This window comes from Mesobacillus campisalis (assembly GCF_000986785.1).
Classification (GTDB): domain Bacteria; phylum Bacillota; class Bacilli; order Bacillales; family Cytobacillaceae; genus Mesobacillus_B; species Mesobacillus_B campisalis.
The window spans coordinates 1-675 of record NZ_LAYY01000090.1; the positions used below are offsets into that span (position 1 = coordinate 1).

1 rRNA gene is annotated in these 675 nt (G+C 46.8%); it reads left to right on the top strand.

Going from position 1 to position 675, the window contains the following annotated elements:
* Positions 1-265: 265 nt before the first annotated feature.
* A 23S ribosomal RNA gene (locus WQ57_RS22585) occupies positions 266-675 on the top strand; the annotation flags it as partial.

A 675-nucleotide genomic window follows, 5' to 3' on the forward strand; every position in this document is an offset into this window, starting at 1 on the left:
AGGTAGCCGTATCGGAAGGTGCGGCTGGATCACCTCCTTTCTAAGGATAATGTCTTTTAGGACATTCGGAATGCGAACCTTCGGTTCGTAATGTTGATGAGCTTGTTTGTTTAGTTTTGAGGGAGCGATTCTCTCAGAACTTTTTTGTTCCTTGAAAACTGGATAATCGTATGTAAGAAGGCAATTGCAATAAAACCGAGTATCGCCATTTTAGTTTTTCTCTCTTTTGATTGAAAAAGAGAAACCTGGCAAGTATTTGCCGCAAGGTTAAGTTAGAAAGGGCGCACGGTGGATGCCTTGGCACTAGGAGCCGATGAAGGACGGGACTAACACCGATATGCTTCGGGGAGCTGTAAGTAAGCTTTGATCCGGAGATTTCCGAATGGGGAAACCCACTGTTCGTAATGGAACAGTATCTTTACCTGAATCCATAGGGTATTGAAGGCAGACCCGGGGAACTGAAACATCTAAGTACCCGGAGGAAGAGAAAGCAAACGCGATTCCCTGAGTAGCGGCGAGCGAAACGGGATTAGCCCAAACCAGAAGGCTTGCCTTCTGGGGTTGTAGGACACTCTATGTGGAGTTACAAAGGAACGGGGTAGATGAAGAGGTCTGGAAAGGCCCGTCAGAGAAGGTAAAAACCCTGTAGTTGAAACTTCGTTCCCTCCTGAGTGG